Source organism: Acidovorax sp. (assembly GCF_016783915.1).
Classification (GTDB): Bacteria; Pseudomonadota; Gammaproteobacteria; order Burkholderiales; family Burkholderiaceae_C; genus Acidovorax.
Map to the genome: position 1 here is coordinate 1 of NZ_JADHVT010000170.1, position 9,089 is coordinate 9,089.

8 protein-coding genes and 2 pseudogenes are annotated in these 9,089 nt (G+C 65.5%); 9 read left to right on the forward strand and 1 reads right to left on the reverse strand.

Features of this window, described 5'->3' with window-relative positions; all coding sequences use genetic code 11:
- The 9 genes and pseudogenes from ISS20_RS21265 to ISS20_RS21305 form a co-directional block, all read left to right on the forward strand.
- Positions 1-158: pseudogene (locus ISS20_RS21265) on the forward strand (ABC transporter permease); the annotation flags it as partial.
- Between the two features lie 5 nt (positions 159-163).
- Positions 164-1,042: an ABC transporter permease gene (locus ISS20_RS21270; RefSeq protein ID WP_291439325.1), complete on the forward strand. Its 879-nt coding sequence runs from the start codon at positions 164-166 to the stop codon at positions 1,040-1,042.
- 28 nt (positions 1,043-1,070) lie between these two features.
- A complete protein-coding gene (locus ISS20_RS21275) occupies positions 1,071-2,108 on the forward strand; it encodes an ABC transporter ATP-binding protein (protein ID WP_291439327.1) in 1,038 nt (345 codons plus the stop codon).
- Positions 2,105-2,995, forward strand: a complete 891-nt coding sequence (locus ISS20_RS21280; RefSeq protein ID WP_291439329.1) for an ATP-binding cassette domain-containing protein — start codon at positions 2,105-2,107, stop codon at positions 2,993-2,995. Before ISS20_RS21275 ends, ISS20_RS21280 begins: the two co-directional genes overlap by 4 nt.
- 105 nt (positions 2,996-3,100) lie before the next feature.
- Entirely contained in the window at positions 3,101-4,591 is a 1,491-nt protein-coding gene (locus ISS20_RS21285; protein ID WP_291439331.1) for an ABC transporter substrate-binding protein, read from the forward strand.
- 130 nt (positions 4,592-4,721) lie between these two features.
- Positions 4,722-6,134, forward strand: coding sequence for an amidase (locus tag ISS20_RS21290; RefSeq protein ID WP_291439333.1), 1,413 nt, complete (start codon positions 4,722-4,724; stop codon positions 6,132-6,134).
- Positions 6,135-6,241: 107 nt separating this feature from the next.
- Positions 6,242-6,850, forward strand: a complete 609-nt coding sequence (locus ISS20_RS21295) for a hypothetical protein (RefSeq protein ID WP_291439335.1) — start codon at positions 6,242-6,244, stop codon at positions 6,848-6,850.
- 23 nt (positions 6,851-6,873) lie between these two features.
- Positions 6,874-8,220 (forward strand): tetratricopeptide repeat protein, encoded by a 1,347-nt coding sequence (locus ISS20_RS21300; RefSeq protein WP_291439337.1) that lies wholly within the window; start codon positions 6,874-6,876, stop codon positions 8,218-8,220.
- Positions 8,221-8,243: 23 nt separating this feature from the next.
- Entirely contained in the window at positions 8,244-8,876 is a 633-nt protein-coding gene (locus ISS20_RS21305) for a hypothetical protein (RefSeq protein WP_156401051.1), read from the forward strand.
- A 22-nt stretch (positions 8,877-8,898) separates the two neighbouring features.
- On the opposite strand, the pseudogene ISS20_RS21310 reads toward ISS20_RS21305, so the two are convergent.
- A pseudogene (locus ISS20_RS21310) lies at positions 8,899-9,089 on the reverse strand (histidine phosphatase family protein); the annotation flags it as partial.

The following is a 9,089-nucleotide window of genomic DNA, read 5'->3' on the forward strand; positions in this document are numbered from 1 at the left end:
GCCTCGGGCGCCTGATCTTCCAGTCCATCTCCAACCGCGACCTGATCGTGGTGCGCAACTGCGTGATGCTGCTCGCCGCCATGGTGGTGATCGTGAACTTCGTCGTGGACATCCTCTACGCCGTGATCGACCCCCGCGTCAAGGCTTCCGACATCTGATCCCCATGAGCGCCGCCGTGTCCACCCTCTCCTCTTCCACGCTCTCCGCCCCCGGCTGGCTGCACCGCGCACTGCGCCACCGCAGTTTTGTCATCGGTGCTGTGTTGTCGGCGCTGCTGATCCTTGCTGCGCTGCTCTCCTTCGTCTGGACGCCTTGGTCGCCCTACGAGATGGACATGGCCAACAAGCTGGCGAGTCCATCCGGCACCCACTGGCTGGGCACGGATGCCTTTGGCCGCGACGTAGCCTCGCTGCTGCTGGTGGGCGCACGCAACTCCATCCTGGTGGGCGTGATCGCGGTGGGCATCGGCCTGACCCTGGGTACGGCGCTGGGACTGCTGGCCGCCGCCAAGCGTGGCTGGGTGGAAGAGCTGATCATGCGGCTGGCGGACTTCACCTTCGCCTTCCCCGCCATCCTCTCGGCCATCATGATGACGGCCGTCTTTGGCGCGGGCATTGTCAATTCCATCATCGCCATCGGCATCTTCAACATCCCGACGTTCGCACGCGTCACGCGCGCATCGGCCAATGCCGTGTGGTCGCGCGAATACATCCTGGCCTCGCGTGCTTGCGGCAAGGGCAGCTGGCGCATAACGCTGGAACACGTGCTGCCCAACATCCTGTCGGTGCTCATCGTGCAGGCCACCATCCAGTTCGCCATCGCCATCCTGGCCGAAGCTGCCCTCTCCTACCTGGGCCTGGGCACCCAGCCGCCCCAGCCCTCCTGGGGCCGCATGCTGAGCGAGGCCCAGACGCTGATGTTCCAGGCCCCGCTGCTGGCGGTGTGGCCCGGCATGGCGATTGCGCTGGCCGTGCTGGGGCTGAACCTGCTGGGCGACGGGCTGCGCGACCTGCTGGACCCTCGTCTCTCACGCAAGCGTTAATCCTGCCAAGAAGCCCCACAACCTCACGATGTCTCTGTTAGAAGTCTCCAACCTCCGCATCCGCCTGCAGACGCACCGGGGCCCCGCCGATGCCGTGCGCGGCGTGAGCTTTTCTCTGGCGCGTGGTGAAACCCTGGGCCTGATTGGTGAATCGGGCTGCGGCAAGTCCATCACGGCCATGTCGCTCATGGGCCTGCTGCCTGACAGCGCGCAGGTCACGGGCAGCATCCGCTTTGATGGACAAGAGCTGGTAGGCCGCACCGATGCGCAGATGTGCAAGATGCGCGGCAACCGTATTGGCATGGTGTTCCAGGAGCCCATGACCGCCCTGAACCCCGTGCACACCATTGGCCGCCAGGTGGCAGAGCCGCTGCGCCTGCACCGGGGCATGAATGCAGCGGCCGCACGCACCGAAGCCATAGCCCTGCTGGACCGAGTGGGCATCCCCAAAGCCGCACAGCGCTTTGACGCCTATCCGCACCAGTTCTCGGGCGGGCAGCGCCAGCGCATCACTATTGCGATGGCCTTGGCCTGCGGGCCTGATCTGCTGATTGCCGACGAGCCCACCACGGCGCTGGATGTGACCATCCAGCAGCAGATCCTGGACCTCATCAGCGACCTGGTGGCCGAGCGCAACATGGCGCTGATCCTCATCTCGCACGACCTGGGGGTGATCTCGCAGAACGTGGACCGCATGATGGTGATGTACGGCGGCAGCGTGGTCGAAAGCGGCTCCACCGCCTCGGTCTTCTCGGCCATGGCCCACCCTTACACACGCGGGCTGTTCGCCGCCCGGCCCCACCTGGGTGCCGTGCACGCGCCCGGGCAACGCCCGCGCCTGTCCACCATTCCGGGCACGGTGCCCGAGCTGGTGGACCTGCCCGCAGGCTGCCCGTTTGCAGGGCGCTGCAGCTTCACAGTGGATGCCTGCCACAACGATCAACCAGAGGCCACGATCGTGGCCTCCGATGCCGATGGCGACCACCAGGTGCGCTGCCTGAGGCGCGAGGCCATTGCCGAGGCGCAGAGTGCGGGCGTGGTGAACATCATCGAGGTGGCCGCATGATCCAGGCACCCCACACCGCCCCCGGCCAGACCGCTGCGCCGCTGCTCCAGGTCACGGACCTGGTGCGTGAATACATGCTGCCCCGCGAGCACCTGTTTCGCCCTCCGGGCAAGGTGCATGCGCTCAATGGCGTGAGCTTTTCGGTGGCGGCAGGCCACAGCCTGGGCATCGTCGGCGAATCGGGCTCCGGCAAGTCCACGCTGGCCCGCCTGGTGATGGCGCTGGACGCGCCCACCTCCGGAACGGTCGAGCTGCTGGGCCGCAACCTGCACCAGTTGCCCGCCGAACAGCTGCGCCAGGCGCGCCGCGATTTTCAGATGGTGTTCCAGGACCCGTACGGATCGCTGGACCCGCGCCAGACCGTGGAGCGCATCGTCACCGAACCACTGCAGGCACAGGGCCAGACCATGCGCGCCGAGCAGCGCGAGCAGGCGGCCCAGGTGCTGGCCCAGGTGGGCCTGCGCACCAACGACCTGGGCAAGTACCCGCACGAATTTTCTGGCGGTCAGCGCCAGCGCATCGCCATTGCACGCGCCCTCATCACCCGGCCCCGCCTCATCGTGGCCGACGAGCCTGTGAGCGCGCTCGACGTGTCGGTACAGGCCCAGGTGCTGAACCTGATGCAAGACCTGCAGCAGCAGTTCGGCATCACGTACATGCTCATCAGCCACGACCTCGCGGTGGTCAATCACCTGTGTGACGAGGTGGTGGTGCTGTACCAGGGCCGCATTGTGGAGCGCGGATCGCCGGGTGAGCTGTTCCGCAACGCGCAGCACCCCTACACACAGTCGCTGGTAGGCGCAGTGCCCCAGGTGTTGCCAGGCCGCGCGCGGGCGCGCCGTGCAGCAGCAGCCGCCGCTGCAGCCGCAACGGCAAAAATCGCATAACCAAATGTAGGTGTGATGGTGTAAAAAGCTTTTGTGCGCCCTGGTAACCAATTGCACCGGGGTTTTTATGGTTGTTGTCTGGTTTTTTGTCTGGAGAGTCCGAACATGCTGAACCGCCGTACCGTCCTTGCCACTGGCGCCATCGCCGCTGTGCCCTTGTCCACCTCGCTTGGCGCCTTGGCGCAAGGCCGCAAAGATGCGGTGACGCTGGCGATGACGCTGGAGCCCCCAGGCCTGGACCCCACCGCCGGTGCCGCGTCTGCTATCGCCGAGATCGTGCAGTACAACATCTTCGAGACGCTCACCAAGATCAACGCCGACGGCAGCGTATCGCCCCTGCTGGCCGAAAGCTGGGAGGTCTCGCCCGACCTCAAGACCTACACCTTCAAGCTGCGCCGTGGCGTGAAGTTCCAGAACGGTGAGCCCTTCACCGCCGCCGCCGTCAAGTTCTCTTACGACCGCGCGGGCGGCGAGAAAAGCACCAACAAGGACAAGCGCACCTTTGCAGGCATCACCACCCAGGTGGTGGACGACTACACCGTGGTGCTGCTCAACAAGGAGATCGACCCCGACCTGCTGTTCATCTTGGGCCAGGCCACGTCGATCATCGTGGAGCCCAAGAGCGCCGACACCAACGCCAACAAGCCCGTGGGCACCGGCCCCTACCAACTGCAGGCGTGGAACAAGGGCTCTTCGGTCGTGCTGACCGCCTGGGACGGCTACCGCGACGCCAAGGCCATCAAGATCAAGCGCGCCACCTTCCGCTTCATCTCCGACCCTGCAGCCCAGGTGGCTGCCCTGCTGGCGGGCGACGTGGACGCATTCCCCCGCGTCACGCCGCGCAGCGTGGCGCAGTTCAAGGCCAACCCCAAGTTCCAGGTGGTGGTCAGCGGCTCGCGCGCCAAGACCATCGTGGCCATCAACAACGGCAAGAAGCCGCTGGACGACGTGCGCGTGCGCCGCGCCATTGCCGCAGCCATTGACCGCAAGGCCGTGATCGAAGGCGCGGGCGACGGCTACGGCGCACCCATCGGCAGCCACTACGTGCCGGGCGCGTTTGGCTACGTGGACACCACGGGCGTGAACCCCTACGACCCCGAGAAGGCCAAGAAGCTGCTGGCCGAGGCCGGCATCAAAACGCCGCTGGAGCTGACCATGACGCTGCCTCCCACGCCCTACGCACGCCAGGGCGGCGAGGTCATTGCAGCCCAGCTGGCCAAGGTCGGCATCATCGCCAAGATCCAGAACGTGGAATGGGCCCAGTGGCTCAGCGGCACCTACGGCAGCAAGAACTACGACCTGACGGTGATCAGCCACGTGGAGCCGTTCGATCTGGGCAACTTTGCCAAGCCCGACTACTACTGGGCCTACAACTCGCCCAAGTTCAACGACCTGTTCAGCCAGATCAAGAACGCCGCCCGCCCCGCCGACCGCGCCAAGCTGCTGGGCGATGCGCAGCGCCTGCTGGCCAACGATGCGGTGCACGCCTTCCTGTACTCCAACCAGTGGATCACGGTGGCCAACAAGAACCTCAAGGGCCTGTGGAAAGACATGCCCGTGTTCGTGAACGACATCTCCGCGCTGTCCTGGTCCTGACAGCCACGCGCCGCAACGCGGCGCGTGCAGGAGTCAACACTCCTAAAAATATAGCTGCCGGCGCTCTATCCACTAGCGCCCGCAGCCTTTTTTATTGATAAACCTCGCTACTGCGACCACCCACCCTCCCATGACCGAACTGCACGACCTGCCCGCCCACGACCTGATTGCCGCCTACCGCCAGCGCAAGCTGTCACCGGTCGAGGTCACGCAGGCCGTGCTGGCCCACATTGAACGGTGGGAGCCCCACATCAAAGCCACCTACCTGCTGCGGCCCGAGGCCGCCCTGGCCCAGGCCCGTGCCTCCGAGGCCCGCTGGCTGCGCGGCGAGCCCACGGGGCTGCTCGACGGCGTGCCCAGCACCATCAAGGAAAACATCGCCACCGAAGGCGACCCCACCCCGCTGGGCACGGCCGCCGTCGAACTGGTGCCCGCCGCAGCTGACGCCCCCCCCGCCGCCCGCATGCGCGAGGCCGGGGCCGTCATCGTCGCCAAGACCACCATGCCCGACTACGGCATGTTGTCCTCGGGCCTGTCCACCTTTCACCCGCTGTCGCGCAACCCCTGGGACGTGAGCAAGGGCCCGGGCGGCTCCAGCGCCGGCGGCGGCGCGGCAGCCGCTGCGGGCTACGGCCCGCTGCACATCGGCACGGACATTGGTGGCTCGCTGCGCCTGCCTGCCAGCTGGTGTGGCATCTTCAGCCTCAAGCCCAGCCTGGGCCGCATCCCGATTGACCCGCCCTACACCGGCCGCGCCGCCGGCCCCATGACCCGCACCGTGGCCGACGCCGCGCTGATGATGCAGGTGCTGAGCCAGCCCGACGCACGCGACAGCATGAGCCTGCCCTACCAGGACATCGCCTGGAGCCAGTTCAACAAGCTGGCCGAGCGCGCGCGCAGCCTGCAAGGCTTGAAGATAGGCCTGCTGCTGGACGCTGGCTGCGGCCTGCCGGTAGAGCCCGAGGTGAAAGCGGCCGTAGAGCGCGCAGCCCAACTCATGGAAGCCGCTGGCGCCACCATCGTGCCCATGGCACCCTTCATGACCCAGGCCATGCTTGACGGCATGGACCACTTCTGGCGCATGCGCTCCCACATCGACCTGCAGGCCCTGCCTGCGGCGCGGCGCGACAAGGTGCTGCCCTACATCCGCACCTGGGCCGACAGTGCCGCCGGCATGAGCGGCACCGAGGTCTTCACCGCCAGCCACCAGTTCCACCTGACGCGCGTGGCCGCCGTCAAGGCCTGTAGCGCGTTCGACTATGTGATCTCGCCCGTGGCGCCCAACGTCGCCTTCCAGGCCGAGCTGCCCTCGCCCACCAGCGACCCGCTGCGCCCGCTGGAACACATCGGCTTTACCGTGCCGTTCAACATGTCCGAGCAACCTGCGGCCTCGGTCAACTGCGGCTACACCCGCGCTGGTTTGCCCATCGGCCTGCAGATTGCGGGCGCGCGTTTTGACGACCTGGGCGTGCTGCAGGTGGCGCACGCCTTCGAGCTGATCCGCGAACCCCAGCGGGCATGGCCCCAGCCGCCTGCGGCATAACCCTGCATCTGTCGTGCGTTGTTGTTGGTAACCTTGGGGGATACGCTCTGACGCTGGCACCACCGCTGGAGCCCCCCCCGCCTCACAAACCACCATCCCACCACCGCATGGACATCATCATCCTGGCGATCCTCATCGCCACCGGCACCTTCGTGCTCAATGCCAAAGAGCAGCGCAAGCGCATTGCGCTGCTGGGCAAACACCTGGCCAACTACCAGATCGAAAAGCTGATGGAGGCGCTGACCGACGGCTACCTGCGCGCCCTGGGTGAAAGCACCGACGAGCGCCGCAGCCAGATCTGGAGCCTGCTGAGCACCACCGAGTCGCAACTGAGCGAGCAGTTCAGCCGCTTTGCCGCCGACTTTGCCAAGGTGGACGAAGCCCACGCCCGTGTCAGCCGGCTCTCCGTGCCGATCCCGTTTGCCGACAAGCTGCTGCCCGCCATGACCTTTGACGTGCGTCGTGCGCTCGCCATCCACGCGCGCGGCATTGCCCATGTGGTGCAGAACACCAGCCACCTGTCGCCCAAAGACCGCGCCTACATGATGACGGCCGAGCTGTTTCTGATGCAGCACACCTGCCACTGGTACTGCAAGTCCAAAACCGTGGCCAGCGCCCGCATGCTGGCGCGGCACCAGACGCCGCACGAACAGCTCGTCGCTTCCGTTTCAGCCGAAACCCGCAACGCCTACGTGACCTTGATCAACGGCGGCTGAGCCCAGCGACCCAACAATGCCCCATGCCATCCTCCACGCACACCCGCATGACAGACAGCCTGGGCAACGCCATCACGCTGCAGGACGAAACCAGCGCGACAGCGCTGAATGACTTTGTAGAAGGCTTCATCGCCTGCGAAGCCCGCGCAGTGAACGTGCTGAACGCGGCGGCCGACACCAGCCCCATCGTTCAGGCCAGCTGCGCCGCGCTGCACATGTTTGCCGAGTCGGCAGACGCTCCGCGCAACGCCCGCCCCTTCATCGACCAGGCCCTGGCCCGCGCCACAGAGGCTACCGAGCGTGAACAACGCTTTGTGGCCGCCATCGCCGCCTGGGTGGATGGCGACCTGCCCCGCGCCATTTCGCTGCACGAGGAGCAAGCCCGCCTGCACCCGCGCGACCTCGCCTCCCTCAAGCTCGGCCAATACCATTTGTTCAACCGGGGCGACTCACCCGGCATGCTGCGCCTGGCGCTGCAGGCTCTGCCCGCAGCGGCCGAGGTGCCCTACCTGCACGGCATGCTGGCCTTTGGCTGGGAGCAATGCCACCGCCTGCAAGAGGCTGAAAGCGCCGCACGCCACGCCATCACCCTGTGCCGCAAAGAACCCTGGGCCCACCACGCGCTGGCCCACGTCATGCTGACACAGGGCCGCATCCGCGAAGGTACCGACTTCATGGCCAGCGTGGGCGACACCTGGACGGGCCTGAACTCCTTCATGGTCACGCACAACTGGTGGCACCAGGCGCTGTTTTTGCTGGAGCAGGACCGGCATGCCGAAGTGCTGGCGCTCTACGACAGCCAGGTCTGGGGCGTGGTCAAGGAATACACCCAGGACCAGATCAACGCCGTATCCCTGCTCGCCCGGCTGGAGTTGGCAGGCGTGGATGTCGGCGACCGCTGGACCGACGTAGCCGACCACCTGGCACTGCGCCTGGCCGACCACGTACTGCCCTTTCTGGACCTGCAATACCTCTACGGCCTGGCCCGCGCCGGGCGCATGGAGGCCGCGCGCACGCAGCAAAACAACATCTCCGCCCACGCCGCCACCCGCACCGAGGCACACGAACGCACCGTGTGGCAGCAGGTGTGCGTGCCTGCCGCCCACGGCCTGCTGGCGCACGCGCAGGGCGACTGGGCGACGGCGGTGGAAAAACTGGGCGTGGCCCTGCCCCGGCTGGTGGAGATTGGCGGCAGCCATGCGCAACGGGATTTGTTCCACCAGATCTGGGTGGATGCGCTGCAGCGCAACGGGCAGTGGGCGGCGGTGCAGAACGTGTTGCAGCCGTTAGTGAATGCGCAGCCGGAGTCGGTGAGGCTGGCGCGGCAGGTGGGAATGGTGAATGGGGTGCTGGGGTTGCCAGTGGCGTGAGTCCACTAGCGACTGTCACAACCATGGCCTCTGAGCACAAGACCGAAACGTCTGCGTTCGCCTCTATGGATTTCCATACTCGTATCAGTACAGCAGGCCAATTCGTTGAACTGCTTCGGCGACAGGTGCATGAGAAAACCATCTCCGCCTCAAATCGCTCACGTGCTGCAGCAGCATGCTTCGCGCTTGCACAAGAACACCACCATTCCATCGTCGTTCTTGTCGAGCGCTGCTTATATGGTTCAGCATTCTCTCTCGTCCGTGTCGAATTTGAAGCCTACGTACGAGGCGAGTGGCTGGCCCATTGCGCCACAGACGCCCAGGTCGAATCATTTATCGGCGGTGGAAATCCACCCGATTTTTCAGCCTTAGTCTCTGCCGTAGAGAGGGCCCACGACTTCGCTGATGCCAATCTGGAAGCGCTGAGGAAGGCGCACTGGTCATCCATGTGCGCATATACGCACACAGGAGGTTTACACGTCCAGCGTTGGCAAAGCGAATTTGCAGTCGAACCTTCGTACGATGAAGAAGAAGTTCACGCAATCCTGAAGTTCGCTGAAATATTCGGGGCTATCGCTGCAGTTGCATTTCTGGGGCTGGCAAACGACGCAGAGAGCGCTGAAAAGATAACTCGGGCCTTTCTCGCCCGGTCCTGATATTTAACTATGCGTTAGTCAATTACCGCACCACTAACTTCGTCTGGTCATACACCGGCTGCTCCGGTAAATCCGCCAGGTGCCGCACATCGGCCCAGTCCAGCACCTCCACCGCCTCGCCGCTCACCCGCACACGGTTGAGCCCCGCGTTGGGGATGTCGCTCTGGCGCGGGCCATCCAGCCCCGTGCCGCGTGCAGTACGCCAGATCATGT

Coding starts and splice junctions, on each gene's coding strand:
- ISS20_RS21270 (WP_291439325.1), top strand. CDS start 164: ATGAGCGCCGCCGTGTCCACCCTCTCCTCTTCCACGCTCTCCGCCCCC.
- ISS20_RS21275 (WP_291439327.1), top strand. CDS start 1,071: ATGTCTCTGTTAGAAGTCTCCAACCTCCGCATCCGCCTGCAGACGCAC.
- ISS20_RS21280 (WP_291439329.1), top strand. CDS start 2,105: ATGATCCAGGCACCCCACACCGCCCCCGGCCAGACCGCTGCGCCGCTG.
- ISS20_RS21285 (WP_291439331.1), top strand. CDS start 3,101: ATGCTGAACCGCCGTACCGTCCTTGCCACTGGCGCCATCGCCGCTGTG.
- ISS20_RS21290 (WP_291439333.1), top strand. CDS start 4,722: ATGACCGAACTGCACGACCTGCCCGCCCACGACCTGATTGCCGCCTAC.
- ISS20_RS21295 (WP_291439335.1), top strand. CDS start 6,242: ATGGACATCATCATCCTGGCGATCCTCATCGCCACCGGCACCTTCGTG.
- ISS20_RS21300 (WP_291439337.1), top strand. CDS start 6,874: ATGCCATCCTCCACGCACACCCGCATGACAGACAGCCTGGGCAACGCC.
- ISS20_RS21305 (WP_156401051.1), top strand. CDS start 8,244: ATGGCCTCTGAGCACAAGACCGAAACGTCTGCGTTCGCCTCTATGGAT.